This is a genomic window from Seonamhaeicola marinus (assembly GCF_008085455.1).
In genome coordinates, this window is the sequence record NZ_VSDQ01000420.1 from 1 (window position 1) to 418 (window position 418).

Here is a 418-nt window from a genome sequence, read left to right on the forward strand (position 1 = left end):
ATGAATTTATTAGCCTTTCAACAGGTTTATTTTGTGGTGTAAACATATGGTTTTGCTCACCCCCAACCTGATTATGATTTATAAACCATTTCCACACAAAACCACCAGCAAACCAATCTTGATGCCAAAAGGTTTCAAAAAGTGCTTTTGTGGTATTTACTTGTGCTTGCAAATTAACTCCTTGCATACTTCGTTCACTTTTCCATGGTTCTTTCCCTGAAAATCTACACTTCGGTAACCAAACTCAGTAAACAAAATAGGCTTATTAAATGCCTTTTGCTTTGCTTTAATTTCTGGCAAATGGTTTTTCCAACCTTCCATAGCATCTTCAAAAGTTGGTGTTTTAACATTGCTTACAGGAAAATAAGCATCAATACCTATAAAATCTAATGCGCCCCAAAAGGGTGTGCGTTTAAAC

The 418-nt window shown here is 35.6% G+C and carries 1 protein-coding gene and 1 pseudogene; both read right to left on the bottom strand.

Going from position 1 to position 418, the window contains the following annotated elements; genetic code table 11:
• A pseudogene (locus tag FUA24_RS07470) lies at positions 1-187 on the bottom strand (glycoside hydrolase family 113); the annotation flags it as partial.
• Positions 157-418: glycoside hydrolase family 113 (locus FUA24_RS25060; protein WP_394344193.1), on the bottom strand; the 262-nt coding region annotated here is incomplete at its 5' end. The pseudogene FUA24_RS07470 and the gene FUA24_RS25060, both read right to left, overlap by 31 nt.